General features: G+C 69.2%; 24 protein-coding genes. 12 read left to right on the top strand and 12 right to left on the bottom strand.

Going from position 1 to position 26687, the window contains the following annotated elements:
• The 3 genes from RWR81_RS05485 to RWR81_RS05475 form a co-directional block, all read left to right on the top strand.
• Positions 1 to 452, top strand: a 452-nt coding sequence (locus tag RWR81_RS05485) for a transporter associated domain-containing protein (RefSeq protein WP_314455595.1), incomplete at its 5' end; no start/stop codon positions are given.
• Complete coding sequence (gene era, locus RWR81_RS05480) at positions 445 to 1719, top strand: GTPase Era (protein ID WP_314455592.1); 1275 nt, start codon at positions 445 to 447, stop codon at positions 1717 to 1719. The genes RWR81_RS05485 and era, both read left to right, overlap by 8 nt.
• A gap of 199 nt (positions 1720 to 1918) precedes the next feature.
• Positions 1919 to 5485, top strand: coding sequence for a bifunctional proline dehydrogenase/L-glutamate gamma-semialdehyde dehydrogenase (locus RWR81_RS05475; protein ID WP_314455590.1), 3567 nt, complete (start codon positions 1919 to 1921; stop codon positions 5483 to 5485).
• Positions 5486 to 5610: 125 nt separating this feature from the next.
• Here RWR81_RS05475 and RWR81_RS05470 read toward each other — a convergent pair whose 3' ends face one another.
• Entirely contained in the window at positions 5611 to 7050 is a 1440-nt protein-coding gene (locus RWR81_RS05470) for an MFS transporter (RefSeq protein ID WP_314455587.1), read from the bottom strand.
• 124 nt (positions 7051 to 7174) lie between these two features.
• Here RWR81_RS05470 and RWR81_RS05465 point away from each other — a divergent pair, with 124 nt between their 5' ends.
• Positions 7175 to 7903, top strand: a complete 729-nt coding sequence (locus RWR81_RS05465; RefSeq protein WP_314455606.1) for a TetR/AcrR family transcriptional regulator C-terminal domain-containing protein — start codon at positions 7175 to 7177, stop codon at positions 7901 to 7903.
• 34 nt (positions 7904 to 7937) lie between these two features.
• Here RWR81_RS05465 and RWR81_RS05460 read toward each other — a convergent pair whose 3' ends face one another.
• The 4 genes from RWR81_RS05460 to RWR81_RS05445 form a co-directional block, all read right to left on the bottom strand.
• Positions 7938 to 8162 carry a helix-turn-helix transcriptional regulator gene (locus RWR81_RS05460; RefSeq protein WP_314455585.1) on the bottom strand — a complete coding sequence of 75 codons (225 nt, stop codon included), beginning with the start codon at positions 8160 to 8162 and terminating at the stop codon, positions 7938 to 7940.
• Between the two features lie 2 nt (positions 8163 to 8164).
• Positions 8165 to 9001, bottom strand: coding sequence for an ABC transporter permease (locus tag RWR81_RS05455; RefSeq protein ID WP_314455583.1), 837 nt, complete (start codon positions 8999 to 9001; stop codon positions 8165 to 8167).
• Positions 8998 to 9849, bottom strand: coding sequence for an ABC transporter ATP-binding protein (locus RWR81_RS05450; protein WP_314455604.1), 852 nt, complete (start codon positions 9847 to 9849; stop codon positions 8998 to 9000). Before RWR81_RS05450 ends, RWR81_RS05455 begins: the two co-directional genes overlap by 4 nt.
• 202 nt (positions 9850 to 10051) lie before the next feature.
• Positions 10052 to 10234, bottom strand: a complete 183-nt coding sequence (locus RWR81_RS05445; protein WP_314455581.1) for a hypothetical protein — start codon at positions 10232 to 10234, stop codon at positions 10052 to 10054.
• Positions 10235 to 10254: 20 nt separating this feature from the next.
• Between RWR81_RS05445 and leuA the strand changes: the two genes are divergently transcribed.
• From leuA to uppS, 3 genes are read left to right on the top strand one after another with little or no spacing between them, the layout of a single operon-like run.
• Positions 10255 to 12036 carry a 2-isopropylmalate synthase gene (gene leuA, locus RWR81_RS05440; RefSeq protein ID WP_314455578.1) on the top strand — a complete coding sequence of 594 codons (1782 nt, stop codon included), beginning with the start codon at positions 10255 to 10257 and terminating at the stop codon, positions 12034 to 12036.
• A 22-nt stretch (positions 12037 to 12058) separates the two neighbouring features.
• Positions 12059 to 12808, top strand: a complete 750-nt coding sequence (gene recO, locus RWR81_RS05435; RefSeq protein WP_314455575.1) for a DNA repair protein RecO — start codon at positions 12059 to 12061, stop codon at positions 12806 to 12808.
• Between the two features lie 47 nt (positions 12809 to 12855).
• Positions 12856 to 13683 carry a polyprenyl diphosphate synthase gene (uppS, locus tag RWR81_RS05430; RefSeq protein ID WP_314455572.1) on the top strand — a complete coding sequence of 276 codons (828 nt, stop codon included), beginning with the start codon at positions 12856 to 12858 and terminating at the stop codon, positions 13681 to 13683.
• Between the two features lie 54 nt (positions 13684 to 13737).
• Here uppS and RWR81_RS05425 read toward each other — a convergent pair whose 3' ends face one another.
• From RWR81_RS05425 to RWR81_RS05410, 4 genes are all read right to left on the bottom strand, one after another.
• Entirely contained in the window at positions 13738 to 14157 is a 420-nt protein-coding gene (locus RWR81_RS05425; RefSeq protein ID WP_314455570.1) for a Fur family transcriptional regulator, read from the bottom strand.
• The gene (locus RWR81_RS05420) at positions 14154 to 15044 is read right to left on the bottom strand and encodes a metal ABC transporter permease (RefSeq protein ID WP_314455567.1); all 891 of its coding nucleotides are present in this window, start codon (positions 15042 to 15044) and stop codon (positions 14154 to 14156) included. Before RWR81_RS05420 ends, RWR81_RS05425 begins: the two co-directional genes overlap by 4 nt.
• Positions 15041 to 15958 carry a metal ABC transporter ATP-binding protein gene (locus RWR81_RS05415; RefSeq protein ID WP_314455564.1) on the bottom strand — a complete coding sequence of 306 codons (918 nt, stop codon included), beginning with the start codon at positions 15956 to 15958 and terminating at the stop codon, positions 15041 to 15043. The genes RWR81_RS05420 and RWR81_RS05415 overlap by 4 nt, the downstream gene beginning before the upstream one ends.
• Before the next feature lie 73 nt (positions 15959 to 16031).
• Entirely contained in the window at positions 16032 to 17102 is a 1071-nt protein-coding gene (locus tag RWR81_RS05410) for a metal ABC transporter substrate-binding protein (protein ID WP_314455560.1), read from the bottom strand.
• 230 nt (positions 17103 to 17332) lie between these two features.
• Between RWR81_RS05410 and RWR81_RS05405 the strand changes: the two genes are divergently transcribed.
• Positions 17333 to 18724 (top strand): glycine--tRNA ligase, encoded by a 1392-nt coding sequence (locus RWR81_RS05405; RefSeq protein WP_314455557.1) that lies wholly within the window; start codon positions 17333 to 17335, stop codon positions 18722 to 18724.
• Between the two features lie 99 nt (positions 18725 to 18823).
• The gene (locus RWR81_RS05400; protein WP_314455553.1) at positions 18824 to 20131 is read left to right on the top strand and encodes a YibE/F family protein; all 1308 of its coding nucleotides are present in this window, start codon (positions 18824 to 18826) and stop codon (positions 20129 to 20131) included.
• Positions 20132 to 20167: 36 nt separating this feature from the next.
• Here the strand turns inward: RWR81_RS05400 and dusB are convergent, their stop codons facing one another.
• Complete coding sequence (dusB, locus tag RWR81_RS05395; RefSeq protein WP_314455551.1) at positions 20168 to 21472, bottom strand: tRNA dihydrouridine synthase DusB; 1305 nt, start codon at positions 21470 to 21472, stop codon at positions 20168 to 20170.
• Positions 21473 to 21658: 186 nt separating this feature from the next.
• Between dusB and RWR81_RS05390 the strand changes: the two genes are divergently transcribed.
• Positions 21659 to 22387, top strand: a complete 729-nt coding sequence (locus RWR81_RS05390) for an SDR family oxidoreductase (protein WP_314455546.1) — start codon at positions 21659 to 21661, stop codon at positions 22385 to 22387.
• Between the two features lie 161 nt (positions 22388 to 22548).
• Entirely contained in the window at positions 22549 to 23049 is a 501-nt protein-coding gene (locus RWR81_RS05385) for a histidine phosphatase family protein (protein WP_314455602.1), read from the top strand.
• 57 nt (positions 23050 to 23106) lie between these two features.
• Here RWR81_RS05385 and serB read toward each other — a convergent pair whose 3' ends face one another.
• Positions 23107 to 23808: a phosphoserine phosphatase SerB gene (serB, locus tag RWR81_RS05380; protein WP_314455543.1), complete on the bottom strand. Its 702-nt coding sequence runs from the start codon at positions 23806 to 23808 to the stop codon at positions 23107 to 23109.
• A 118-nt stretch (positions 23809 to 23926) separates the two neighbouring features.
• Positions 23927 to 25171, bottom strand: a complete 1245-nt coding sequence (locus tag RWR81_RS05375) for a glucose-1-phosphate adenylyltransferase (protein WP_314455540.1) — start codon at positions 25169 to 25171, stop codon at positions 23927 to 23929.
• A 275-nt stretch (positions 25172 to 25446) separates the two neighbouring features.
• On the opposite strand from RWR81_RS05375, the gene glgA reads away from it, so the two are divergent.
• Complete coding sequence (gene glgA / locus RWR81_RS05370; protein ID WP_314455537.1) at positions 25447 to 26676, top strand: glycogen synthase; 1230 nt, start codon at positions 25447 to 25449, stop codon at positions 26674 to 26676.
• Positions 26677 to 26687 lie beyond the last annotated feature (11 nt).

Raw genomic sequence — 26687 nt, 5'->3', positions numbered from 1 at the left:
AGTACGTCCCCGAGATGAAACCCGCCGACGACCTCCTGCGCGAGATGCAGACCGGCCGTTTCCACATGGCTCTGGCCGTCGACGAGTACGGCGGCACCGCCGGGCTCGTCACCATGGAGGACCTCCTGGAGGAGGTCGTCGGCGAGCTCACTGACGAGCACGACCCCGAGCTGCCCGAGGTCGTCGAGGTCGCCCCCGGCACCTACCGCGTCCCCGCCCGGCTCGCCCTGGACGAGCTCGGCGAGCTCTTCGACCTCGAGATCGACGACGACGATGTCGACACTGTTGGCGGCCTGCTCACCAAGGCCATCGGTCGCGTCCCCCTGCCCGGCGCCGCCGGAGACACCCAGGGCGTCCACCTTCTGGCCGAGGAGGCCGCCGGCCGCCGCCGCCAGGTCTCCACCATTCTCGCCTCCCGCACACCCGCCCCCGAAGAGGACACCGATGACTGACACCGCAGACCGCTCCGACAACTCCGTTGAACCCGCCCAGGACGACCAGCCCCAGACGCCCGAGGAGGCCGTCGAGGCGCTCTCGACCGAGTCCCTCGAGATGCCCGAGCCCGGCCCCGCCCCGACCGGCTTCCGCTTCCCCTCCGACGCCGAGCTCATGGACGGTCCCAACCCCTTGACCGATCCCGACGACGACGAGGACGAGACCAGAGACGAGGCCGGCGATGACTCCGACGTCGCTGCCCGGCTGGACGCAGACGGCTTCCCGATCCTGGGCGAGGAGGACGACGAGAACGAGGCAGCCGACTCTGTGGAATCGACCCGCGTCGAGATCGTCGTCCCCGACTTTCCCGAGGACTTCCGCGCCGGTTTCGCCTGCATCGTGGGCCGCCCCAATGCCGGCAAGTCCACCCTCACCAACGCCATGGTCGGCGCCAAGATCGCCATCACCTCCGGGCGCCCCCAGACCACCCGCCACAACGTGCGCGGCGTCATCCACAAGGACAAGGCGCAGGTCGTCCTGGTCGACACCCCCGGCCTCCACCGCCCCCGCACCCTGCTGGGCAAGCGTCTCAACGACCTGGTGCGCGAGACCCTCACCGACGTTGACGTCGTCGTCTTCTGCATTCCCGCCAATGAGAAGATCGGCCCGGGCGATCGCTTCATCACCCGCGATCTCACCGAGCTGCGCACCCCCGTGGTCGCCGTGGTCACCAAGGCCGACACCGTCACCCGCGAGGCCCTGGCCGCCCAGCTCCTGGCCGTCGACCAGTTGGGGGAGTGGGCCGACATCGTGCCGGTCTCGGCCCAGCGCGACGAGCAGATCGATGTCCTCGAGGAGGTCCTGCTGAAGCACATGCCCCTGTCCCCGCCGCTGTACCCCACCGGCGAGATCACCGACGAGCCCCAGCAGGTCATGATCGCCGAGCTCGTGCGCGAGGCCGCCCTGGAGGGCGTGCGCGACGAGCTGCCTCACTCCCTGGCCGTCGTCGTCGACGAGATCGCCGACCCCGACGACGAGCGCGAGGTCGGCCGCATCAAGGGGGTGGGTGGGCGCCTCCAGGTGCGCGTGAGCCTCGTCGTCGAGCGCGACTCCCAGAAGGCCATCGTCATCGGCAGGGGCGGCCGGCGCCTCAAGGAGGTGGGCGTCAACGCCCGCAAGGGCATCGAGAAGCTGCTGGGGCGCAAGGTCTACCTCGACCTGCACGTGCGCACCGCCAAGGACTGGCAGTCCGACCCCAAGGCCCTGGCCCGCCTCGGTTTCTAGCCTCTCCTTCCCGGTCCGATGAGGGCCGGGACGAGGCCCGGGAAGGGGATGGGGCCGGCGGGGCCAGCATCGGGGGATGCCTAGGACCAAGGTGACTTGCGCAATGCCGGGGACTCGTGCAGCGAAACGGTCGCGCTCCATGGGTGTTGTATCGCACACTATGTGTGTCTCACACTAACCCGAGCCTGGAGGCCCACGCATGACGAACAATGTCGTTCCCAGCCAGCCCCGTATCAACGCAGGTAATGCAGGGCGCCGTTGCCCTGATGACCTGTGGGTACTAGGGGAGAAGGCCGTCGCCCGAGCGCGCCGGTGGGCTGACGAGTCGGCATCCGAGCCGGTACCGCGCTCGGCCAAGCTGCTATCCCGGATCCTCGCCGACCCCGACGGCCTGACATTCACCACGCGCTTCGTCGACGACGTTGTGCGCCCCACGGACCTCGACGTCGCCGGCGACGCCCTCAAGCGCCTGTCCTCGGGCCGCACCGACTTCCTGCCGCCCGCCCTGGCCGGGGCCATGGGGCTGGGCTCGGCCGCCTCCCGTCTCGCCCCGCGCACTGTGACCGCTGTGGCCCGGCGGGTCTTCCGTGAGATCGTCGGCGACCTCGTCGTCGACGCCACCGACAAGAGCCTCGGCCCGGCGCTCGCCCGCCTGCGCAAGGGCGGCAACCGCCTCAACGTCAACCTCCTGGGTGAGGCCGTCCTGGGGGAGAAGGAGGCCGCTCGGCGCCTGGCCGAGGTCTCCCGCCTGGTCACCCGCGAGGACGTCGACTACGTCTCGGTCAAGGTCTCCGCCGTGACGGGCCCGCACAACCCCTGGGGCTTCGATGAGGTGGTCGCCCACGGCGTCCAGGCCCTCCTGCCCCTCTATCGTCTGGCCCGCGACAACGGCACCTTCCTCAACCTGGACATGGAGGATTACAAGGACCTGGACCTGACGATCGCCGTCTTCACCGCGATCCTGGACCAGGAGGACATGCGCGGCTACGAGGCCGGCATCGTCCTGCAGGCCTACCTGCCCGACTCCCTGGGCGCCATGCAGCGCCTCCAGGAGTGGGCCTCCCGACGTGTGGCCGCGGATGGGTCACGCATCAAGGTCCGCATCGTCAAGGGCGCCAACCTGTCCATGGAGAGGGTCGACGCCGAGATTCACGGCTGGGAGCTGACCACCTGGCCCTCCAAGCAGGCCACCGACACCAACTACAAGCGCATGCTCTCCTGGGCGATGACCCCGGAGCGTACCCGCGCGATCCGCCTGGGTGTGGCGGGCCAGAACCTGTTCGACATCGCCTTCGCCTATGAGCTGCGCGCCGCTCGCGGTGTCGAGGACGGCGTCGAGTTCGAGATGCTCTCCGGGATGGCCACCGGTCTGCAGGAGGTCGTGCGCCGCGACACCGGCCACCTGCTGCTCTACGTGCCCGTCGTCGACCCCCACGAGTTCGACGTCGCCATCTCCTACCTGGTGCGCCGCCTGGAGGAGAACGCGGCACCTGAGAACTTCATGTCCGGCGTCTTCGACCTGGCCGCTGATGAGGCGGTCTTCGGCCGTGAGCGCGACCGCTTCCTGGCCGCCCTGGCTGATCTCGACCCGGACGCCCCGGTGCCGCCCCCCAACCGCCGCCAGGACCGCCTGGCTGAGCGGGACGCGGGTGTCCCGGAGGAGACCGGCACCCTGGAGGAGCGTGCCAGGAGGCCCTTCGTCTCCGAACCGGACTCCGACCCCGCCCTGGCCGCCAACCGCCAGTGGGCCCGGGACATCGCCGCGGCCATCCCAGGCTCCACGCGGGGCGTGGCCGAGGTGGAGGCCGGGGCCGCCCGGCTTGCCACGAACGTCGAGGTCGACGCCCTCGTGGCCGCCACGGCCAAGGCCGCCGGGGGCTGGCAGTCCCTGGATCCGCTCGAGCGGGCCGCCGCCCTGCACCGGGTCGGTGACGTCCTGGTCGCCCGGCGCGCCGAGCTCATCGAGGTCGCCGGCTCCGAGGCCGGCAAGACCATCGACCAGTCCGACCCGGAGATCAGTGAGGCCATCGACTTCTGTCACCACTATGCCGAGTCCTCCCTACTGCTGCACGATGGCGAGCACATGGTCGGGGCCCGCTTCACCCCGGTGGACGTCACCGTGGTCGCCTCTCCCTGGAACTTCCCGCTGGCCATCCCCACCGGGGGCGTGGCCGCGGCACTGGCGGCCGGCAGCGCCGTCATCCTCAAGCCGGCCCCGCCGGCCCGGCGCTGCGCGGCCGAGCTCGTACGCGCCTTCCATGACGCCGGGATCCCCGAGGACCTCGTGGTGCTCGCCCCGCTGGAGGATGGCGACGTCTCACGCCACCTGGTGACCCACAAGGACGTCGACCGCGTGGTCCTCACCGGCTCCTACGACACCGCCCGCCTCTTCCGCTCCTGGAAGCCGGACATGCATCTGTTGGGGGAGACCAGCGGCAAGAACGCCATCATCGTCACCCCCTCGGCCGATCCCGACCTCGCTGTGCGCGACGCCGTCTACTCGGCCTTCGCCCACGCCGGTCAGAAGTGCTCGGCCTCCTCGCTGCTGGTCCTGGTCTCCTCGGCCGGCACCTCCGAGCGCATCGCCCGCCAGCTCGTGGATGCGACCGCCTCCCTGCGGGTGCGTCTGCCGCTGTCCCTGGACTCCCAGATGGGGCCCGTCGTCGTGCCCGACGACGAGAAGGCCGTGCGCGGCCTGACCACCCTGGGATCCGGCGAGCACTGGGTCCTCAAGCCCCGCTATCTCGGTGACGGCCTGTGGACCCCAGGCATCCGGGCCGGGGTCGTGCCCGGCAGCGAGTTCCACCTCACCGAGTACTTCGCCCCCGTCATCGGGGTGATGCGCGTGGACACGCTTCAGGAGGCCATCGAGGCGGTCAACGCCGTCGACTACGGACTCACCTCCGGGATCCAGACTTTGGACGCCACCGAGCTGGCGATCTGGCTCGAGGGTGTTCAGGCCGGAAACCTCTACGTCAACCGCGGCATCACCGGGGCCATCGTGCGTCGCCAGCCCTTCGGCGGATGGAAGCGCTCGGCCATCGGCTCCACCACCAAGGCCGGTGGACCCTCCTACCTGCTGGGGCTCGGCGAGGTCGAGCCCGCCCGCGGCCAGGGCGGAGAGGCAGACCAGGGAACCGCGGCCCTCGACCCACGCGTGGCGAGCCTGTGCGACGCAGTGAGCGGTCAGCTGGACGCCGCTGACCTGGCCGAGCTGCGCCGCGCCCTGGTGGCCGATGCCTGTGCCTGGCGGACCGCCTACGGCGCCAACCGCGACGTGACGGGCCTGGCCTGCGAGCGCAACATCCTGCGCTACCGGGCGGTCGACGTCGTCGTGCGCGCCGGGCAGGGCACCGCCCTGGCCGACGTCGTGCGCGTCATGGCGGCCGGGGTGCGTACTGGCGGATTCATCAGTCTGTCGGTTGCGGACCGGCTGCCTCAGCCGCTGCAGAACGCGCTGCTGGCCGCCGGTGTCCAGGTAGCGGTCGAGGACCAGGGCGCCTGGGACATCCGCCTGGGTGAGCTGGCCGCCTCCGGCGGTCTGGGAACGCGTGTGCGCATCCTCGGTCCGCGTGGCGAGGGCTCGGCCACCCGCTGGAGCCATGCCAGCCGGGTGACCGGTGGAAGTCCCGACATCGCCCTGTACACAGGAGCAGTGACGGCCTGCCCGCACTCCGAGTTGCTGCCCTTCCTGCGCGAGCAGGCGGTGGCCATCACCAACCACCGTTTCGGCACCCCCCTCGACCTGGCCGAGGGCCTTCTGTAGGCCGGGCGGCGTCCCGACAGGACCGAGTGACAGGAGCGATCAACCGGGTGGTGCCCTCCCGATCGGGAGAGCACCACCCGGTTTCCATATCGCTGGGGATCAGGGCGGACGGGCCGGGGACAGAGTCACGCGTCCTGCGGTAACGCCTTGGTGCGATCAGGCATGGTCACTGAGGCGGTGAGGCCGGCGAGTCCGTATGCCGCGATAGGTACCCACAGGGCGGTTGTGACGGCGTCGCGAGCGTCGGCCGTGTCCTGAAGGATCCCGAAGAACATTGTTCCGGCAAGAGCGACCCCCAGCACCATACCGACCTGACCGAATGTGGTCAGGGTGCCGGATGCCGCTCCGGCGTCCTGGGTGGGCACCGACTCAAGCGCGATAGTCGTGAGCGGCATGATGAGTGTCATCATCCCGGCACCTGTCAGCGCCAGCGGGGCGGTGAGGTCCCAACCCGACAGGGACGCTCCGGCGGTCCAGATCGTCCACAGGACCCATGTCAGCGCAGCTGCTTGCACCATCCCGCCCAGCAGCACGGCCCACTTGCCGATCCGCCTCGTCGCGACGATCGCCAACGGCGCGGCCACCATGGAGCCCAGTGCGAAAGGCAGAAGCGTGAGCCCCGCAGCCAATGCGGTGAAGCCTAGTGCGCTCTGAACGTAGTACAGCAGGATGAGCACGTACCCGCCGTTGCCGATCGAGGAGAGCACCTGCACCAGCTGTCCGCTCGCAAAACCTCGATCGCGAAACAGTGGGAGCGGCAGCAGCGGGGAACCGTGCGCCTTGAGCATGCGCCTCTGCTGCCAAATGAATGCGGCGATGACGAAGGGAGCCGCCGCCAGCATCGCCCAGATCCACCATGCCCACCCCGCGGCGCGGCCGTCGGTGAGCGGGAAGACGACCAGGAAGACACCGAGACCCCCCAGCAGCACCCCGACCGGATCGGGTCTGAGCGGATGCTCCGAACGACTCCTCGGCACGAACAGCAGCGCCACAACGACAAGTACGACTCCGACCGGCACATTCACGAGGAAGATGCTGCGCCAGCCCATACCAAGAAGGTTGACCGTGACGAGCCAGCCACCGAGGATCAGTCCCCCGATGGCCCCCAGCGAGCTCAGTGCTCCAATGATGCCCAGGACAGGGGCGCGCTCCTCCGGCGCGTACATCACCTGCACGCTGGAGAGCACCTGAGGCATCATGATCCCGGCGAACCCGCCCTGAAGCACGCGGGCCGCGACGAGCAGTTCGCCTGTCTGGGACAGTGCTGCCCCGAGGGAGGCGAGGGTGAATCCCACCATCCCGATCACGAACATGCGCCGGTGCCCGAAGATATCGCCCAGTCGACCGCCCGTGATGAGAAGCGTCGCGAAGGCGATGACGTAACCGGCGAGAGTCCACTCCAGCTGCTCCGGTGTCGCATTGAGGTCCTTGCCGATCGTGGGCAGTGCGACGTTGGTGATCGTTGAGTCCATCAGATCCATGAACGTCGCCACCATGAGCACGGTGGTGGCAACGGTGCGTGACCTTGTGGCGCCTCGGTCCCGGGATCTTGCCTCGTTCTTCATACTCTTGCCCTCTCAGACTCCAAATGTGTACGTCGTACACGTTGATGTGAGTACACTGTACGCATGTATTGTGATTGGAGCAATTTGAATCTCGGCGGAACGGCGAGGAGAGGGAGAGAAAGTGATGCAGACCGATTTGGACGCCCCGCCCAAGTGGGTGCGGTGGTTGTGGGAAGTCGATGCCTCTGAGGTGGCTGAAGGGCGGGAGGAGGGTAAAGGGCTGAGCGTTGGCAAGATCGTCCGCGCGGGTATCGCGCTCGCAGATGATGAGGGCCTGGAAGGCGTGTCGGTTCGCAAGCTCGCCCAGCGCCTGAGCGTGAGCACCATGGCGGCGTATCGGCACATCGGCTCCCGCGATGAGGTCATCGCCGCCATGGTCGACGTCGCCTTCGGGCCGCCTCCGGTCCTTTCGGGTGATTCCGAGGACTGGGCAGGCGGACTGCGATGCTGGGCGCTCGCCGTCCACGCCCGCTATGACGCGCATCCCTGGCTCCTGGACGCCCCGGTCCACGGCATGCCAACCGGACCGCATCGTCTGCGATGGATGGAGACAGTCCTCCAGGTGCTCGCCGGTGCGGGGCTCGAGCTGCAGGAGCGGCTCAATGCGGCGCTGCTCGTCGACGGCCACGTGCGCACCGTCGCCGCGCTGAAGCGCTCCCTGGGGGCTGTGGAGCACGGTACGCGCCGCAGTGCGTCCGCGACCTGGCTCCTGACCCGCCTCGAAGCCGACGGGCTGACATCCATGGCGCAGGTGCTCAAGGCCGGGGCCCTCGATGATGGACAGGGGTATGAGCTCGACTACGGCCTCGATCGGATCATTGCCGGGATCGAGGCCGATAGCACCTCAGGTTGACGGCCCGGTCAGAGCGTGAAGGCGGGGGTGTGCCTCACGTCAGTCGGGGGAACTTCTCGAGGGAGAAGACCGACTCCACGGGCACGTCGAAGTATCGGGCGATGCGCAGGGCCAGGTGCAGCGAGGGGGAGTACTCCCCGCGCTCGAGGTAGCCCACCGTCTGGTAGTGGACGCCCAGGGCCTCGGCAAGCTCTCGGCGACTCACCCTGCGGTCGGCGCGCAGGACCGCGATCCGGTTGTGGACGACGTCGTCGGGCATGTTCACAGGCCGGTCTGGGAACGGATGGTGGACTGCACGCGCGCCAGGCTACCGATCGTCTCCTTGCGGAAGCTGCGCCGCACGACGAACGAGGCCCCCGCGAAGCCGATGACGGTCCAGGCCGCCAGGACTCCGACGGCGAGCACTGGAAAGAAGGCTCGACCCACCTCCCACGAGGGATCGCCGACCAGCGCCCACCGGGTCAGGTGCCCCGACCAGTATGTGGGCAGCGCCAGCTGAACCGCCTGCACCCAGGAGGGGAGCCGGTTCATGGGCATGAAGAAACCGCTCGTCCCGATGAGGGTGAAGATGGGCAGGTAGGAGATCATGAAGCTGTAGACGCCGCGGACGAAGGCGCCCACGAAGAAGCCCAGTGGGGCCGTCGCAACGGCCGACAGCACGATGAGCGGCAGACAGGCCAGCACCTGGGACGGGCTCAGGGGAAGGTCCTCAACAAACAGGGCCCCGCCGAGAAGAATGGCCCCCTGGAACGTGACGGTCTGAGTGATCGAGGACATCGTCTTACCGATCGCCCACGTCAGTGGGCCATGGGGCAGGATGCGCACCCTCAACAGGGCGCCGCCGATACGGTCGGTATAGGTCTCGCCGGCGATCTGAAAGGTGATGAAGCAGCTGATGGTGCCGATGCTGCTGGCGAGGAACATGGGGCCGAAGGTCGCGTGGGCCTCGGCGGTCGCCTGGGTGCTCCTGCCGACTATCACGATAATGCTCACGGATATCAGCAGCGCGACGCTCATTCCGACAAGGCCTGCTCTCAGGTCCGTGGCCGCCTGGCGGCAGGCCGCGCGCAGGACGGCCTGGATGGTGCGGGTGCTCATGCGTGGGGCTCCTTGCTGACGAGGGAGAGATAGGTCTCCTCCAGGGTGGGACGGGTGATGGTCAGCCCGGTGATGGCGTCGAGGTCGAGCCCCTTGATGAAGCGCTCGGGACAGTGGGTGGTGTGGACGTGATGGGCGCCGTCCTGGACCCAGGTGACCTCGGCGCCGCGGTCGAGGTGCTCGCGCAGCGCGGTGACCGTGCCGTCGGCGATGATCCGCCCCTCGTTCATGATGAGGACCCGTGAGGCCAGGCGCTCGGCCTCGGCCAGGTCGTGGGTGGTCATGACGATGGTGGCCTCGTCGTCGACCCGGGCCAGGATGAGATCGTGCAGGCGCGCCTTCGATGCCGGGTCCAGTCCGGTGGTTGGCTCATCCAGGATGAGGATCTCGGGTGAGGCCATGAGGGCGGCCGCGAAGTCGATGGTGCGCCGCTGCCCTCCGGAGAGCCGGGACAGGCGGGAGTCGGCCTTCTGGCTGAGCCCGACGGCGTCGAGCACCTCGTCGACGCTGCTCACCCGGCTCGCCGCCGTCAGCTGGACCGAGCGGATCCACTCCAGCTGGTCCCTCACCCTCCACTTGGCGTGATCGGTCCAGCTCTGCTGCACCAGTCCGACCCTCGCCCAGAAGTCGGCGCCCGCCCGGCGCGGATCGGTGTCGAGTACGCGCACCCTGCCGCTCGTCGGCGTCAGCGAACCCAGCAGGTTCTCCACGAGGGTCGTCTTGCCCACGCCGTTGGGACCGAGTAGGCAGACGACCTCGCCGACCTCGACCGACAGGTCAATGCTGCGCAGGACCGGGGCGGCCCCGTAGGAGAACTCGAGACTTTCCGTGGTGATGACTGGAGACATCACACAAACACTCCTCAGTAGAAGCACAACTAAGTATAGTAGAGATACTATATCATGGTGTTGGTGTTCGACACACTGAGGGGTGTTCTGCGTGATTGGTCGCCTCGGCGCGTGTCTCATACTGCGGTCCGGCGCGGTCGCCTTACTTGACGACGGGTCGCCATCGGGGTAGGGTCTACCCCGTGCGAGCGACTCCACGGCCTCAGGTCTGGCAGCGGGCGAGCCTTCTGCTTAGTCGCCGCGGCGGGGCCTGACAGGCCGGCACCCCGACCGCGGCCGACTCGTCCTGCTCGGCCACGTTGCCGACCGTGCCTCCCTGCTTCCCCACGGCTCCCCCGGAGCCCTCCGGGGTCTTGCCGGAACCGCCGTCGGAACCACGAAGCATCCGATCCCAGGAGAACCCCGATGCGTAACGCCCGCCCCGCCCCCCAGCAGCCCTCCGGCATGCCTTTCGCCAAGTACCGGCCCTTCATCGATGTCGTCAGCATCGACCTGCCCGACCGCACCTGGCCGGACAAGCGCATCACCCGGGCCCCTCGCTGGCTGAGCACCGACCTGCGCGACGGTAACCAGTCCCTCATCGAGCCCATGGGCCCCCAGGCCAAGCGCGCCATCTTCGACCTGCTCGTGTCCACGGGCTTCAAGGAGATCGAGATCGGCTTCCCCGCCGCCTCCCAGACCGACTTCGACTTCGTGCGCTCCCTGGTCGACGACGGCGCGATCCCCGAGGACGTCACCATCTCCGTGCTCACCCAGTCGCGCGGCGAGCTCATCGACCGCACCCTGGACGCCTGCGTCGGCATCCCCCGGGCCACCGTCCACCTCTACAACGCCCTGTCGCCCCTGTTCCGCAATGTCGTCTTCCGCATGGACCGCGACCAGATCCGCGAGCTCGTCGTCGACGGCACCCGCCAGATCATGGCTCGCGCCGAGAAGGTCCTCACCGAGGACACGATCTTCGGCTTCGAGTACTCCCCGGAGATCTTCGTGGACACCGAGCTCGACTACAGCCTCGAGGTCTGCCAGGCCGTCATGGACGTGTGGGAGCCCGAGGGGGACCGCGAGATCATCCTCAACCTGCCCGCCTCCGTCGAGCGCGCCACTCCCAACGTCTACGCCGACCAGATCGAGTGGATGAGCCGCCACCTGCCCCGGCGCGAGTCCGTGTGCCTGTCCCTGCACACCCACAACGACCGCGGCTCGGGCGTGGCCGCCGCCGAGCTCGGCCTCATGGCCGGCGCCGACCGCGTCGAGGGCTGCCTGTTCGGCCACGGCGAGCGCACCGGCAACGTGGATCTGGTGACTCTGGCCCTCAACCTCTTCAGCCAGGGCGTCGACCCCATGCTCGACCTGTCCGACATCGACGAGGTCCGCCGCATCGTCGAGCGGGCCACCGGCATGGACGTGCCTCCGCGCACCCCTTACGCCGGCGAGCTCGTCTACACCTCCTTCTCCGGCTCCCACCAGGACGCCATCAAGAAGGGCTTCGCCGCGCGCGCCAAGCAGGTCGATGCCAGGAAGGCCGAGGGGCTGACCGAGGCCGACGCCGAGATCGCCGTGCCCTGGTCCATGCCCTACCTGCCCATCGACCCCCACGACGTGGGGCGCTCCTACGAGGCGGTCGTGCGCGTCAACTCCCAGTCCGGCAAGGGCGGGGTCGCCTACCTGCTGGGCACCACCCGCAAGCTCGAGCTGCCGCGCCGCCTCCAGATCGAGTTCTCCCGCATCGTCCAGCGCCACACCGACACCTACGGCGGCGAGGTCGACGGCGCCCGCCTGTGGTCGATCTTCGCCGACGAGTACCTGCCCGCCGCGGCCGCCCCCGAGGCCGAGCTCAACCACTGGGGCCGCTTCGAGCTGCGGGGGGCCACCCTGACCTCCACCGGTGACGACGAGGACTCCACCCTCGCCGTCACCCTGGTCGACGGCGGACAGGACAGGCACCTGACCGCCGTCGGCAACGGGCCCCTGGACGCCTTCGTCACCGCCCTGGAGGGCACGGGCCTGAGCGTGCGGATCCTCGACTACGTCGAGCACGCCCTGAGCGAGGGACGCGACGCTAAGGCCGCCAGCTACGTCGAGTGCGAGATCGACGGCCAGGTCCTGTGGGGCGTGGGCATCGACCCCTCCATCACCACATCCTCCTTCAAGGCCGTCATCTCCGCCCTCAATCGTGCCCTGCGCTGAGGGGGCGTGAGAGACTGCCTCCGTGATGAGCAGGCTGTACCGGGATGAGGCGATCGTCCTGCGAACCTACAAGCTGGGCGAGGCCGACCGCATCATCGTGCTGCTCACCCGCCACCACGGGCAGGTGCGCGCCGTCGCCAAGGGCGTGCGCCGCGCCGGCTCCCGCTTCGGCGGGCGCCTGGAGCCCTTCTCCATGATCGATGTCCAGCTCCACGCCGGACGCAACCTCGATGTCGTCACCCAGGCCGAGATCATCGACCCCTTCGGCCGGGCCATCTGCGCCGACTACGCCATGTTCACCTGCGCCTCGACCATGGTGGAGACCGCCGAGCGCCTCAGCGCCGACGACGGGGACCTGGGCACCGAGGCCAGCCCCCAGCAGTACCTGCTGCTGGCCGGGGCCCTGACCGCCATGTCGCACCGGCGCCACGCGCCCGGACTCGTCCTGGACTCCTACCTGCTGCGTGCCCTGGCCCTGGGGGGATGGGCACCGTCGTGCTACGACTGCGCCCTGTGCGGCGCGCCCGGACCGCACCGGGCCTTCCACGTGCAGGTCGGCGGCGCGGTGTGCGGGTCCTGCCGCTCGGCCGGCGCCGTCGAGGTCGAGCCGGCCACGATGGTGCTCCTGGGCGCCCTGCTCTCCGGAGACTGGGCCGTGGCCGACACCTCCGGCCAGCGCGAGCGCTCGCAGGCCTCAGGGCTCGTCTCGGCCTACACGACCTGGTACCTGGAGCGGCGCCTGCGCTCCCTCGTACTGGTGGAAAGGGCATGACCATGACAGACGCCTCGAGAGGCACGGCTGCAGGTGCGACCCGGGACATGACGATTGAGGAGGCCCCGCCCCTGCACCGCCCGGACCTCACGCCCCCGTCGCTGCCGCCCGCCTCCCTGCCCCGGCACATCGCCGTCGTCATGGACGGTAACGGCCGCTGGGCCAACGCCCGCGGGCTGCCTCGCACCGAGGGACACCGGGTGGGGGAGGCCAACCTGCTCGACGTCGTTGCCGGCGCCGTCGAGATCGGCGTGAGTGAGCTGAGCGCCTACGCCTTCTCCACCGAGAACTGGCGCCGCTCACCCGGCGAGGTCCGCTTCATCATGGGCTTCGCCCGCAAGGTGCTGCGCGCCCAGCGCGACATCCTCCACTCCTGGAACGTCAAGGTGCGCTGGGTCGGGCGCACCCCACGCCTGTGGAAGTCCGTGCTGCGCGAACTGCGTGAGGCCGAGCGCCTCACAGCCGGCAACACGGGCCTGGTCCTCAACCTGTGCATCAACTACGGCGGGCGCGCTGAGATCGCCGACGCCACCCGCGCCATCGCCGAGGACGTCGCCGCCGGCCGGCTCAAGGCCTCCTTCATCAATGAGAAGACCATTCAGCGCTACCTGTACTCACCCACCATGCAAGACGTGGATCTGTTCATCCGCACCGGCGACGAGCAGCGCACCTCCAACTTCCTCATGTGGTCCTCCTCCTACGCCGAGCTCTACTTCTCGCCCCTGCCCTGGCCCGACTTCAACCGCACCGAGCTGTGGCGGGCCTGTGAGGCCTACGCCGGGCGCGAGCGCCGTTACGGCGGCGCCGTGGACAAGGTGCTGCACGAGGAGCCCGGCGAGACCGGGGACCCGCAGGACGACGAGCAGCGGCGGTGAGGGGCCGGCCGACTCCGGTTCGCGGCCGGCTCGAGCCCAGTTCTGCGTGATGTCTCAGGAAGCCTCCTGGGCCGAGCAGGCGGCGCATAGGCCGAAGAACTCCGCGGTGTGCTCCATCTGGGTGAAGCCCTGCTGGGCGGAGACCCGGATGATCCACTCCTCCAGCTCGCCACCGGCGACCTCCACGGTGTAACCGCAACGGCGGCACACGATGTGGTGGTGGTGCTCCTGCCGCTCGCAGGCCCGGTAGAGGACCTCGCCCTCAGCGCTGCGCACCTGGTCCACTGCGCCACTGTCTGTCAGGGTCTGCAGGTTCCGGTAGACGGTGGCCAGCCCCACCTTGGTGCCCTCGGCCTCCAGGGCTGAATGAATCTGCTGGGCCGAGCGGAACTCATCGGTACGCGCCAGGATGTCGGCGACCGCGGCGCGCTGACGTGTAGCGCGAGGGCGCCGCGCCGTACTGCGTGCGCTCATGAACTACCTCCTGAGGTGATGCGGTGCCGTCGGGACCGGCTGATGAGCTGCCACAGGCCGGACAGGAGAGCGACGACGGCGTAGCCCACTACCAGGAGTACCACGATCATGGCGCCGGGGGAGGCGGCAACCAGGTAGGTGATTGTCAATCCGGACACACAGGCCATCACCCCCAGCCCCATCGCCAGGTACATGGTGCGCGAGAACGAGTGGGAGACGAGCTGGGCGATGGCCACCGGCACGATCATGACGGCCGAGACCAGCAGGGCGCCCACCACTCGCATGGACACCGAGACCGTCAGTGCCGCAACCACCGCCACCAGGACGTTGAGGGCACTGGTCGGCAGCCCGCAGGCGCGGGCGAACTCCTCGTCGTTGCACAGGGCGAACAGTGGCCCGCGCAGCCCCAGCCCCACCAGGAGCACCAGGGTTGCCAAGGCGATGGTGAACCAGGCGTCCGAGACCGAGACCGTGGAGATGGAGCCGAACAGGTAGGAGTTGAGGTTCGTCGTCGTGCCGCCGGCCAGGCGGATGAGGATGACGCCCCCGGCGATCCCGCCGTAGAACAGGATCGCCAGGGCCACATCGCCGCGGGTGCGGCCGCTGGCGCGGATCATCTCGATCGTCACGGCGCCCAGCACGCTGATGATGATCGCTCCGGGCACGGCCCAGGCGTCATAGGGCGTGACGTTGGCGGCGGCCCCGGCCAGCCAGCCCAGGGCGATGCCGGTCAGGGCGATGTGCCCGATCCCGTCTCCCAGCAGCGCCAGGCCCCGCTGAACCAGGTAGGTGCCCACCACCGGCGCTGCCAGTCCCACGAGCACCGCGACGATGAAGGCCCGCTGCATGAGGGGGCTGGCGAGCATGCCGGAGATGAGCTCGATCATGGTCGGATGCTCCTGTTGGTGCCGGGCCGCGTCTTGGGCAGCCGATGGTCGAGGACCGGGGCGTGGTGCGCCGGAGGGCCGGCGGCATCCGGGTGATGGTGGTCATGGTCCCCGTGGTCACCACCACCGATGGAGGCACCGCCCCTGCCGTCGCGCAGGTGAGCGACCTCGTCGGCCGGCCCGTCGGCGACGAGCCTTCCGTCCTGCAGAAGGACCGCCCGCTCGACGACGTCGACCAACTCACCCATCTCGTGCAGAACCGTCACCAGGGTCAGCCCCTGCGCGCGCAGGTCCTGCAGGATCATGGCCAGCGACTCGCGGCTGGCACGGTCGATCCCGGCCAGGGGCTCATCGAGGATGAGCAGCTCGGGGGAGCGCACCAGGGCACGAGCGATGAGGACCCGCTGGGCCTGCCCGCCGGAGAAGACCTGGACGTGGTCACCGGCCCGGTGAGCCAGCCCGACGGCGTCGAGCGCGGTCATCGCCTTCCGCCTGGCCGTCCGGCCCCGGTCCGCCCAGGGACGGCGCGGCCCCAGGAGCCCGGAGCGCACCACCTCCAGGGCAGTGGCCGGGACGCCCGAGCCGGCACCGATCCGCTGTGGGACGTAGCCGATGCGCTCCCAGGGGATTCTGCGGCGCCGAGTGATGGGGGCGCCCAGCACCTCGATGCCGCCGCCGGCTATGGGTGCCAGTCCCAGGACCGCCTTGACCAGAGTGGACTTGCCCGAGCCGTTGGCACCCAGCAGTGCCACGGACTCGCCGCCGCCCACCGCGAGGCTCACGTCGTCCAGGATGAGGGAGGCCCCCAGGACGACCTTGAGGTCCCGGACCCTGATGGCGAGCGCGGACGACGCCGCCCGGGGTGATTCGGACGGCGTCGTCAGTGACGATGATGAGGAAGGTGGTGAGGTCATACCGGTGTGATCATGCCGATCTGGTTGGATGTCAGCTGGATGGGTCTTTCGGGGCGGTCGCCCGAGTCTGACTCTACTGACATGCCAGAGCGACCTTGAGCCGATCCAGGTTGGTGGTCATGGCGTCGGTGTAGTCACCGCTCTCGGGCTTGGACTCCAGGGGACTGAGGACATCGGTCCCTGCCCCGGTCTCCGCGGCGATCGCCTGGGCCGTGGTGGGGGAGACGAGTTCCTCGGTGAAGATCGTCGTCGTTCCCGTGCTCTGGACCACCGACTTGATGTTGGCCAGCTCAGCGGGGCTGGGCTCGGTCTCCGGGTCGATGCCGGAGATGGAGGTCTGGGTCAGCTTGTAGCGGTCGGCCATGTAGCCGAAGGCGGCGTGGGAGGTGACGAAGGTGGTGCGCTGGCAGGTGGACAGGCCGGTGCTGTACTGCGTGTCCAGGTTGGTCAGTGCCGTCTTGAGCTTGTCGAGTCCCGCCTTGTAGTCGTTGGCGTTGGCCGGGTCGATCTTGGCGAAGGAGGCCTCGAGGGCCTCGGCCACCGTGATCATGCGCTGCGGGTCGAGCCAGAAGTGCGGGTCGAGGTCGTGTCCATGCTCCTCTCCCTCGGCGTGACTGTGCTCGTCGTGTCCGGCCTCGCTGGACTCCGCGGTGGCGGCGTCAGTCGCTGCGGCGGACGCGTCATCGGAGGCCTCGTGCCCGTGCTCGTCCCCCTCCTCGACACCCTCGTGGCGGACGAGGTCGGCCGGCTTGCTCAGGTCCACCACCGTGGGGCCGGAGCCGATTTCCTTGACGGCCTTGTCCAGGGAGGGCTGGAAGCCGGGGACGTAGGCGATGAGGTCGGCCTTGCCCAGTTCGGCGGTCTCCTTGCCGGAGAGCTCGAAGTCGTGCGGTTCGACGTTGGAGGGGGTCACGGTGGAGATCTTGACGAGGTCGCCACCGATGGCCTCTGCCAGGTACTGGATCGGGTAGAAGGACGTCGAGACCGTCAAGGTCTTTCCCGGTGCGATCGTGTGGGCGGAGGAGGTCGACGAGCCGTCGCTCTTCAGGGCGCTGCACGCGGTCATGCCGGCGGTCAGGAACAGAGTGGCTCCGAGCGCCACAATACGACGGAGGTGAGGGGAACGAATCGACGAAACATTCATGCGAATCATTCTCATACTCTTGATGGCGGGCGTCAAACCGCAGCGAATCCGTGTGTGCGCTGCTGAAAGTCGGTTTTCTGGGGCTGTCCCTGTGAATGCGTCAGTGGCCGCCTCGTGGGGGCGCGATGCGATGGGCCCCTCACCGAAGTATGACGGGCATACGCCTAGACTGTCCCCACTCGTCCCCACCAACCAGGCGGGACCACGACCACTCCTGAAGGAGCACTCCGTTGGCATCCACCCCTTCACGCCTTGACGCCGTCATCAACCTCGCCAAGCGTCGCGGGTTCGTCTTCCCCTGCGGCGAGATCTACGGCGGAACCCGCTCTGCCTGGGACTACGGGCCGTTGGGCGTCGAGCTCAAGGAGAACATCAAGCGCCAGTGGTGGCAGTACATGGTCCGCTCCCGCGACGACGTCGTCGGGCTGGACTCCTCGGTCATCCTGCCGCGTGAGACCTGGGTCGCCTCCGGCCACGTCGGCGCCTTCACCGACCCGCTCGTGGAGTCCCTGCACACCCACAAGCGTTACCGCGCCGACCAGCTCATCGAGGAGTACGCCGCCCGCAAGGGCCTCGACCCTGAGACTGTCACTCTCGACATGGTTCCCGACCCCGTCACCGGCCAACCGGGCTCCTGGACCGAGCCGCGCGAGTTCTCCGGCCTGCTCAAGACCTTCCTGGGCCCCGTCGACGACGAGGCCGGGATGCACTACCTGCGCCCCGAGACCGCCCAGGGCATCTTCATCAACTTCGCCAACGTCATGAGCGCGGCCCGCAAGAAACCGCCCTTCGGCATCGGCCAGGTCGGCAAGTCCTTCCGCAACGAGATCACGCCCGGTAACTTCATCTTCCGCACCCGCGAGTTCGAGCAGATGGAGATGGAGTTCTTCTGCGAGCCGGGTACGGACGAGGAGTGGCACCAGTACTGGATCGACTACCGCAAGGCCTGGTACACCGACCTGGGCATCAGCGAGGACAACCTGCGGCTCTACGAGCACCCCGCCGAGAAGCTCTCCCACTACTCCAAGCGCACGGTGGACCTGGAGTACCGCTTCGGCTTCGCCGGCTCGGAGTGGGGCGAGCTCGAGGGCATCGCCAACCGCACTGACTTCGATTTGTCCACCCACGCCGAGCACTCCGGCAAGGACCTGTCCTACTTCGACCAGTCCCGCTCCGAGCGCTGGACCCCCTACGTCATCGAGCCGGCGGCGGGACTGACCCGCTCGCTCATGGCCTTCCTCGTGGAGGCATACACCGAGGACGAGGCCCCCAACACCAAGGGCGGGGTGGACAAGCGCATCGTGCTCAGGCTCGACCCGCGCATCTCCCCGGTCAAAGCCGCCGTCCTGCCACTGAGCCGTAAGGAGGAGCTCACCGGCCCGGCCAAGGAGCTGGCCGCCCGCCTGCGTCGTTCCTGGAACGTGGAGTACGACGACGCCGGTGCGGTGGGCCGTCGCTACCGCCGCCAGGACGAGGTGGGTACGCCCTTCTGCCTCACCTACGACTTCGACTCGCCCGAGGACGGTGCGGTCACCGTGCGCGAGCGTGACACCATGGCCCAGGAGCGCATCCCGCTCGAGGGCGTGGAGCGCTACCTGGCCGAGCGTCTCATCGGCTGCTGACGACGCCGAGGGGCGTGAGTCCCTCAGCCGACGATGCCACGTCCCACGCCCGCCCCGTGTCCCTGGCTCACGTCAAGGGCGTGGGGCGGGCATGATGGGATGGTGAGCACCAACTCGACCTCCCCGAGCCACGAGTCTGTCCCCGCCGAGGGCCTTCCCGAGCCGTCGGCAGGACCGGCCGGCCCTCACAGCGGCCACAGCCACTCCCACTCCGCCCCCCTGGACCTGGAGGCGGGCGAGGTCCGTCGGGTAAGGATCGTGCTCGGGGTCATTGTCGGCGCCCTGGTGCTGGTCACCGTCGTTGGGCTGTTCGCGCTCTGGCCGGGCAAGAGCTCGCTGATCGGCTCGCGCTCCTTCACCGCCGAGGGCGGCTCGGTGGGCAAGGCCACCATCACCTCCGTGGACCTGTCGAGCTGTCAGAGCGCCGTGAGCGCCCTGACGGAGGTCAACGGCATCAAGGAGGACGCCTTCGCCAAGGGCCACGTGTGCGCCCGCATCACCGAGGGCGAGGGCAAGGACCTGGTCATGCCGGTCCAGCTGGTGGGCGAGCCCCGCAAGCTCGCCCACACCGGCGACCGGCTCGTCGTCCTCTACTCGCCCCAGGCCATCCTGTCCGGCTCCCCGTACTCCTTCATCGACTATCAGCGCCAGTTGCCGGTCGGGGCCCTGACGATCGTCTACCTCGTGCTCGTCGTCGCCGTGGCCGGGCGCAAGGGCGTCCTGAGCGTTCTGGGCCTGTTGGTGGCCACCGCTGTGCTCGCCTTCTTCATGATCCCGGCGCTCCTGTCCGGCTCCCACCCGCTGGCGGTGACGTTGGTCGGCTCGATGGCAATGATGCTGGCGGCCGTCTACGTGGCCCACGGCGTGTCCATCCGCACGACGACGGCTCTGCTGGGAACGGTGGCCGGCATCGTGCTCACCGTGCTGCTCGCCCTGTGGGGGACCGACGCCGCCCATCTGACCGGCGACGTCGACGAGACCGCCCGCCTGCTTGCCTCCCGCACGCATATCGATCTGCAGACGCTGCTGACCTGCGGCATGGTCATCGCCGGTCTCGGTGTCCTCAACGACGTCACCATCACCCAGGCCTCCTCGGTGTGGGAGCTGCACGCCGCCAACCCGCTGCTGTCGCGCACGCGCCTGTTCACCGGCGGGATGAGGATCGGCCGGGACCACATCGCCTCGACCGTCTACACCCTGGCCTTCGCCTACGCCGGCACGGCGCTGCCGCTCATCCTGGCCGCCGCCCTCATGGACCGGGCGGTGCTCGACACCATGCTCTCGGGCGAGATCGCCGAGGAGATCGTGCGCACCCTCATCTCCTCCATCGGCCTGGTCCTGGCGATCCCAGCGACCACGGCGATCGCGGCGGCCCTGTGCCGCGTCACCCCGGTCCTCGACGAATAGCTGACGACTGACCTCAGACGCAGTGGGGTGGTGCTCTCAGCCGCCGGACACGTCGGACTCGGCCTGGCTGAGCATCTCACGATGGGCCTCATCCAGAGCGGGGGAGTCCAGCCAGCCGTCGGGCAGGCGGGGAGTCTTGGGGCTGCCGGCCCGGCCCCGGGGACCCTCGACGATGTCGCCGGGGTAGTCGACGACCTCCGGCAGGCGTGAGCGCATCCTCTCCAGGCCGGCGTCGAGCTCATCCAGAGTCCGGATCCCCATGAGGTCGGCGCGCGCGGCGCCACCGACCGGGTAGCCCCTGAGGTACCAGCCCACGTGCTTGCGCAGGTCGCGCACGCCGCGGTCCTCGCCCATCTCGGCTGCCAGCATGCGCCCGTGGCGACGGATCACCTCGACGACGGCGTCCAGATTCGGTCGGGTGCGCATGCTCGAGCCGTGCATGGCCTCCACGATGTCGGCGAACAGCCAGGGCCGTCCCTGGCAACCGCGTCCCACGACGACGCCGTCGCAGCCGGTGGTCTCCATCATGCGCACCGCGTCGTCGCCCAGCCAGATGTCCCCGTTGCCGAGCACCGGCAGGACGGACGCCTCCTTGAGCCGGGAGATTTCCTCCCAACGGGCCTGCCCCGAGTAGTGCTGGCGCGCGCTGCGGGCGTGCAGGGCCACGGCCGCGATCCCGGCGTTGTCGGCGGCCCGGGCGGCGTCGAGGAAGGTCTCGTGCTCCTCGTCGATGCCCAGACGCATCTTCATGGTCACCGGCACCTCCCGTGTGCGCCCGACGGCGCGGACGGCCGCCTCGCTGGCACGCACCGCCTCGGTGAGGATGGCGGCCAGCAGGTCGCGCTTCCACGGCAGCGCCGCCCCGCCGCCCTTGCGCGTCACCTTGGGCACCGGGCAGCCGAAGTTCAGGTCGATGTGGTCGGCCAGGTCCTCCTCCACCAGGATCCGCACCGCGGAGCCCACCGTGGCCGGATCGACCCCGTAGAGCTGGATGGAGCGTACCCGCTCGGCCGGGTCGGTGCGCACCATCGCCAGGGTGCGCTCGTTGCGCTCCACCAGGGCCCGGGTCGTGACCATCTCGGTGACGTACAGGCCCGCCGGGGCCAGCAGGCCGCCGTCGGCGCCGGCCACCGGGCCGGTGGCGGAGGGCCTCAGGGCCTCCGGCAGGGCAGCCTCGGCCATCTCCCGGCACAGCCGGCGGAAGGAGGCGTTGGTGACACCGGCCATGGGGGCGAGCTCGACCGGAGTGGCGACCTCCAGTGGGCCGATGCGCAGCGGCGCGGGCCTGCGGTCGAATGCGTCGGCGCCGTCGGGTGAGGGGGAGGTCTCGGTCGTGGTCACCCCGCCATGTTGGCACACGGCCGACACAAGGCCGCCGCACGGACACCGCCCCTCCCGGTGGCTCCACTCGGAGAGAGCCTTGGGATGGACGACCTATGGGGTGAATAACACAGGGCGATCAAGGTTGGCGCACGGCGAACTACTGATGATGAATGCTCTCGCGCGTTACCTTGTGTGCTTGTGCTGATGAAGGAAGAGACCGAACCATCGATATCGCGTTCCGTCGTCGTGACCGGAGCCTCCCGAGGGATCGGGGAGGCCGTAGCGAGGGCGTTCCTCGCACAAGGCGACCGGGTGACCGGCATCTCCCGTTCCGGTGATGCCCCCGACGGAGCCCTGGCCCTGGCCGCCGATGTCACCGACCCCGACGTTCTGGCCCGGGCGCTTCGCACCGCCACCGAGGCGCACGGCCCCATCGAGGTCCTCGTGGCCTCGGCCGGCATCAACCGAGAGTCCCTGGCGGCCCGCACCTCCTCCCAGATGTGGGACGAGGTCATCTCCGCCGATCTGACCGGCACCTTCAACACGGTGCGCGCCGTCACCCCCGCCATGATGCGGGCCCGCAAGGGTCGCATCGTCCTGGTCTCCTCGGCGATCGCCGCCCGTGGAGGCGTGGGCCTGTCCGCCTACGGCGCCGCCAAGGGCGGGGTTGAAGGCCTCACCCGATCCCTTGCCCGTGAGCTCGCGCCGCGCGGCATCACCGTCAACGCCGTGGCTCCCGGATACGTCAGGACCGCCATGACCGCCACCTTGCCCGATCACATCCGCGCCGCCTACCTCGAACAGATCCCCCTGGGCCGCTTCGCCGACGTCGCAGACATCGCCGGCCCCGTCCTGTTCCTGGCCTCCCCGGCGGCCTCATACGTCACTGGTGCGATCCTCGGCGTTGACGGCGGCATGGGCATGGGCCGATAGACGGACGACGGGTACGGCACGTCCAGGGGTTTGGATCCTCCTGGCAGGCGCAGTGAACGCATTGCGCTTGTCACCGGCAGTCACGCGGAGAGGACGGTACGAAAGAACTGTGTCGGGGCCGCCGCGGTGCCGTATAGGGTAGGGCCGTGACAACGGATCCCATGCGCCGGCTCGTGCTCGTCCGCCACTCCAAGGCCTCACACGACGCCGTCACCGACCTGGAACGTCCCCTGACCTCCAAGGGTGCTGCCCTGGCGGACCTGCTGGCCAAGGAGTTGCGCAAGCGCCTGGAGACCACAGACCTGCTCCTGGTCTCCCCGGCCGCCCGTGCCCGTGAGACCGCCCGCCCTCTGCGCGACCGCCTCGAGCCCGCCGACACCCTGGTGCGCGAGGAGATTTACAACCTGGGCCCCAACGGCATCCTGCGGGTCCTGGCCGAGGACGGTGGTAACGCGGGCACGGTCGTTGTCGTCGGCCACGAGCCCACGATCTCCGTGCTGGCCCACATCCTTCACGACGTCGACGACGAGCTGGCCTCCCAGATCTCCTTCGGAGTGCCCACGGCCACGGCCGTCATCATCGACGTCCCCGGCAGCTGGGCGGAGCTGGAGCCCAAGAGCGCTCGGATCCGCGAGATCTTCACCGCCCGCAAGCGCGACTGAGCGCAACTGAGCCCCGCGTCCTGCAGCCGGTTCCCGATCCGCGCCGCCAGCCCGCGGTCAGTTGCCGATCAGCTGCAGGACGGCCCGCAAGTCACGCACGTGAACAGCGGCGTCGGCCTGCTCGACGACGACCGGCTTGGCGCAGAACGCCACCCCCAGACCCGCGGCCGCCAGCATCCCCAAGTCGTTGGCCCCGTCGCCGACGGCGATGGTGCGATCCATGGGCACCCCGTCCTGCTCGGCCCAGGTGCGCAGGCAGCGGACCTTCTCCTGACGGTCCACGATCCTTCCCAGCACCCGACCGGTGAGCACACCGCCGTCCACCTCCAGACGGTTGGCCGCTACGTGGTCGATACCGAGACGCTCGGCCAGGGGCGCCACCACCTCCTCGAAGCCTCCAGAGACGACCCCGACCCGGCAGCCGCGCGCGTGCAGCGTCTCGATGAGCTCGACCGCGCCCCCGGTGGGGCGCACCTCGGCCAGGACATCAGCGAAGACGCTCTCGCACACCCCGGCCAACGTCGCCACCCGCTCGCGCAGTGAAGCGGCGAAGTCCAGCTCCCCGCGCATCGCCCGGGCCGTGACCTCGGCGACCTGCTCGCGCGTCCCGGCGCGCTCGGCGATGAGCTCAATGACCTCCTGCTCGATGAGAGTCGAGTCGACATCCATCACCAGCAGACCCGGCCCCTTGGACACCAGGGGGCCATCGGTCAGTGCCCCGCTGAGTCTGTCTACAGGGGCGGGGGAGATATTGCTCATGGCGTCATGCTAGCCGCGCACGCGACTGCGCCGTCGCCCAGGATGAACCGGGAGACGGCGCAGCAGGCAGTGGATCTGCAGCGGGTGCAGCCGGGGCGGGCGGTGAGCGCCGCCCGGGTCAGCGGGTGACGACCTGTCCCTTGGCCACTACCGTGATGCCGGACTCGGTCACGGTGAAGCCGCGCTCACGGTCGTGCTCGGGGTCGATACCCACCATGGCGCCCTCCTCGACCCGGACGTACTTGTCCAGGATCGCGCGGTTGACCACGGTGTTGCGACCGACCTCGGCGCCATCCATGAGGACGGACTCGCGTACCGAGGACCAGGAGTTGACGCGCACACCGGGGGACAGGACCGAGGAGATCACCTCACCACCGGAGACGATGACGCCCGGCGAGACGATCGAGTCGACCGCGTGACCCAGGCGCTCGTGGTGGCCGTAGACGAACTTGGCCGGCGGCATGGCCGCCTGGTAGCCGGCGAACAGCGGCCAGCGATCGTTGTACAGGTTGAACACGGGTGTCACCGAGATGAGGTCCTGGTGGGCGTCGAAGAAGGCGTCCACGGTACCCACATCGCGCCAGTAGTCGCGGTCGCGCTCGGAGGAGCCGGGAACGTCATTGTCCTTGAAGTCGTAGACGCCTGCGGCACCCCGGTTCACGAACCAGGGCACGATGCTGCCACCCATGTCGTGCTTGGAGGCCTCGTCGGCGGCGTCCACCGTGACGGCCTCCAGGAGCGCGTCGGCGTCCATGATGTAGTTGCCCATCGAGGCCAGGACCTCGTCGGGGGAGTCCGGCAGGCCGGGGGTCTCCTCGGGCTTCTCGACGAAGGCCTTGATCCTGCCACGGTCGGCCGGGTCGGTCTCGATGACGCCGAACTGGTCCGCCAGGGATCGGGGCTGACGGATGCCCGCCACGGTGCAGGGCAGCCCGGAGGCGATGTGGTGGTCCAGCATCTGGGAGAAGTCCATGCGGTAGATGTTGTCCGCCCCGGTGATGACCACGTAGTCGGGCCGCTCGTCGTCGAGCAGGTTGAGGGACTGGTAGATGGCGTCGGCGCTCCCCAGGAACCAGTGCTTGCCCACGCGCTGCTGTGCCGGTACCGGGGCGATGTAGTTGCCCAGCATGTCGGACATCCGCCATGTCTTGGAGATGTGGCGGTCCAACGAGTGGGACTTGTACTGGGTGAGCACCACGACCTTCAGGAAGCCTGAGTTGATCATGTTGGACAGTGAGAAGTCGATGAGCCGGTAGATGCCACCGAAGGGGACGGCGGGCTTCGCGCGGTCGACGGTCAGGGGCATGAGACGCTTGCCCTCGCCACCGGCGAGGACGATTGCGAGAACGCGAGGTTGAGCCATGTGGTCTACCTTACGTTGCTCGAGGGATTTATGGGGCCAAACAGATCACAATCTGGGGTAACCCCGACTCAACCCGGACCTTCGATCTAGATCCTCATCCGTCCGGGCTCTCGCAGGGCCTTGGTGCGAGAGTCGGAGGAAACCACCGACGTCGAACAGTCCCACTGCGAGGCACGTGCGTATACCGTCGGGTGTGGCGCCCGACCCACCGCGGGCGCCCGTCCTGCGCCGAGGACGGCGCGGTCGGTCCATCCAGCAGACAGAGGAGCACACCCATGAGGGTCGACCTGCTGACCAAGGAGTACCCACCCTTCATCTACGGCGGCGCCGGGGTCCACGTCAACGAGCTCGCCAAGGTCCTGCGCCCCCTGGCCGACGTCCGCGTCCACGCCTTCGGCGGCCCCCGCGAGCCCGGCACCGAGGGAGCCGACGACGGTGTCACCGGCTACCCCGAGATTGCCGAGCTCGACGGCGCCAACGCCGCCCTGCGCACCTTCGGGGTCGACCTGGAGATGGCCCAGGGCACCGAGGGAACCGACCTCGTCCACTCCCACACCTGGTACGCCAACCTCGCCGGTCACCTGGCCGGCCTCCTCCACGGCGTCCCCCACGTCATCAGCGCCCACTCCCTGGAACCCCTGCGTCCCTGGAAGGCCGAGCAGCTCGGCGGCGGCTATGCCCTGTCCTCCTGGGCGGAGAGGACCGCCTACGAGGCCGCCTCCGGCATCATCGCCGTCTCCAACGGCATGCGCGCCGACATCCTGCGCTCCTACCCGGCCATCGACCCCGACCGCGTCAAGGTCGTCCACAACGGCATCGACCTTGAGGCCTGGAGGCACCCGCAGGGTGAGGATGCCGACGCCGCGGCCGCCGCCGCCCTCAAGCGCCTCGGCATCGACCCCGACCGCCCCACCGTCGTGTTCGTCGGCCGCATCACCCGCCAGAAGGGCCTGCCCCACCTGCTGCGCGCCTGCGAGCAGCTGCCCGACGACGTCCAGGTCATCCTGTGCGCCGGCGCCCCCGACACCCCCGAGATCAAGGTCGAGGTCGAGGGCCTCGTCGCCCGCTTGCGCGAGAAGCGCACCGGCGTGGTCTGGATCGAGGAGATGCTGCCGCGCCACGAGCTCATCGCCGTGCTGGCCGCCTCCGACGTCTTCGTGTGCCCCTCGGTATACGAGCCCCTGGGCATCGTCAACCTCGAGGCCATGGCCGTGGGCCTGCCAGTGGTCGGATCGGCCACCGGGGGCATCCCCGACGTCATCGTCGACGGCGAGACCGGACTCCTGGTCCCCATCGAGCAGGTCCAGGACGGAACCGGTACCCCAACCGACCCGACCCGTTTTGAGGCCGACCTGGCCGAGCGCCTGACCACTCTGGTCACCGACACCGACGCCGCCAGGACCATGGGGCAGGCCGCCCGGCGCCGCGTCGAGGAGCACTTCGCCTGGGAGGCCATCGCCCAGCGCACTATGGAGGTCTACAACTGGGTCCTGGCCCAGGGCTGATGCACGGCTGA

Origin of the sequence: uncultured Actinomyces sp., assembly GCF_963526355.1 — a bacterium.
GTDB lineage: Bacteria > Actinomycetota > Actinomycetes > Actinomycetales > Actinomycetaceae > Actinomyces.
The sequence above is the reverse complement of the archived record's forward strand: the minus strand, read 5'-3'. Positions and strand labels throughout refer to the sequence as shown.

What these genes read in the sequence shown, in the direction of transcription:
- era (WP_314455592.1), top strand. Translation starts at nt 445, where the DNA reads ATGACTGACACCGCAGACCGCTCCGACAACTCCGTTGAACCCGCCCAG.
- RWR81_RS05475 (WP_314455590.1), top strand. Translation starts at nt 1,919, where the DNA reads ATGACGAACAATGTCGTTCCCAGCCAGCCCCGTATCAACGCAGGTAAT.
- RWR81_RS05470 (WP_314455587.1), bottom strand. Translation starts at nt 7,050, where the DNA reads ATGAAGAACGAGGCAAGATCCCGGGACCGAGGCGCCACAAGGTCACGC.
- RWR81_RS05465 (WP_314455606.1), top strand. Translation starts at nt 7,175, where the DNA reads ATGCAGACCGATTTGGACGCCCCGCCCAAGTGGGTGCGGTGGTTGTGG.
- RWR81_RS05460 (WP_314455585.1), bottom strand. Translation starts at nt 8,162, where the DNA reads ATGCCCGACGACGTCGTCCACAACCGGATCGCGGTCCTGCGCGCCGAC.
- RWR81_RS05455 (WP_314455583.1), bottom strand. Translation starts at nt 9,001, where the DNA reads ATGAGCACCCGCACCATCCAGGCCGTCCTGCGCGCGGCCTGCCGCCAG.
- RWR81_RS05450 (WP_314455604.1), bottom strand. Translation starts at nt 9,849, where the DNA reads ATGTCTCCAGTCATCACCACGGAAAGTCTCGAGTTCTCCTACGGGGCC.
- RWR81_RS05445 (WP_314455581.1), bottom strand. Translation starts at nt 10,234, where the DNA reads ATGCTTCGTGGTTCCGACGGCGGTTCCGGCAAGACCCCGGAGGGCTCC.
- leuA (WP_314455578.1), top strand. Translation starts at nt 10,255, where the DNA reads ATGCGTAACGCCCGCCCCGCCCCCCAGCAGCCCTCCGGCATGCCTTTC.
- uppS (WP_314455572.1), top strand. Translation starts at nt 12,856, where the DNA reads ATGACGATTGAGGAGGCCCCGCCCCTGCACCGCCCGGACCTCACGCCC.
- RWR81_RS05425 (WP_314455570.1), bottom strand. Translation starts at nt 14,157, where the DNA reads ATGAGCGCACGCAGTACGGCGCGGCGCCCTCGCGCTACACGTCAGCGC.
- RWR81_RS05420 (WP_314455567.1), bottom strand. Translation starts at nt 15,044, where the DNA reads ATGATCGAGCTCATCTCCGGCATGCTCGCCAGCCCCCTCATGCAGCGG.
- RWR81_RS05415 (WP_314455564.1), bottom strand. Translation starts at nt 15,958, where the DNA reads ATGACCTCACCACCTTCCTCATCATCGTCACTGACGACGCCGTCCGAA.
- RWR81_RS05410 (WP_314455560.1), bottom strand. Translation starts at nt 17,102, where the DNA reads ATGAATGTTTCGTCGATTCGTTCCCCTCACCTCCGTCGTATTGTGGCG.
- RWR81_RS05400 (WP_314455553.1), top strand. Translation starts at nt 18,824, where the DNA reads ATGGTGAGCACCAACTCGACCTCCCCGAGCCACGAGTCTGTCCCCGCC.
- RWR81_RS05390 (WP_314455546.1), top strand. Translation starts at nt 21,659, where the DNA reads ATGAAGGAAGAGACCGAACCATCGATATCGCGTTCCGTCGTCGTGACC.
- RWR81_RS05385 (WP_314455602.1), top strand. Translation starts at nt 22,549, where the DNA reads ATGCGCCGGCTCGTGCTCGTCCGCCACTCCAAGGCCTCACACGACGCC.
- serB (WP_314455543.1), bottom strand. Translation starts at nt 23,808, where the DNA reads ATGAGCAATATCTCCCCCGCCCCTGTAGACAGACTCAGCGGGGCACTG.
- RWR81_RS05375 (WP_314455540.1), bottom strand. Translation starts at nt 25,171, where the DNA reads ATGGCTCAACCTCGCGTTCTCGCAATCGTCCTCGCCGGTGGCGAGGGC.
- glgA (WP_314455537.1), top strand. Translation starts at nt 25,447, where the DNA reads ATGAGGGTCGACCTGCTGACCAAGGAGTACCCACCCTTCATCTACGGC.